The organism is Ligilactobacillus equi DSM 15833 = JCM 10991 (genome assembly GCF_001435735.1).
GTDB classification, from domain to species: domain Bacteria; phylum Bacillota; class Bacilli; order Lactobacillales; family Lactobacillaceae; genus Ligilactobacillus; species Ligilactobacillus equi.
Genome location: NZ_AZFH01000190.1, coordinates 1 through 256, shown reverse-complemented (window position 1 = coordinate 256; position 256 = coordinate 1). Strand labels below are relative to the sequence as shown.

Sequence of the window (256 nt, the reverse complement as noted above, 5' to 3'; positions counted from 1 at the left end):
ACGACCAAGGCTACAAGACCAACACGGTTACTAACCATGTTGAAAATGATCCTAAGCCTGTTAAAGTAGTTGTTAACTCTGATGGTACAGATATTGACAACACCACAGTAAGTCATAACCAAGAAGTAACTTACACTGGTACATGGGACTTATCTGAATTAGCAAACCACAAGTTTACTAAGGATGAATTAGCTAAAGCTTGGACATTCGATGATGACTACGACCAAACTAAATTAGATGTTGATCTTAAAGTTAA

Annotated in this window: 1 protein-coding gene; it reads left to right on the top strand. The window is 36.7% G+C overall.

Annotated features, from left to right (window positions below; translation table 11 throughout):
• The coding region (locus FC36_RS10105; RefSeq protein ID WP_156409583.1) for an SspB-related isopeptide-forming adhesin at positions 1-256 on the top strand (256 nt) is incomplete at both ends.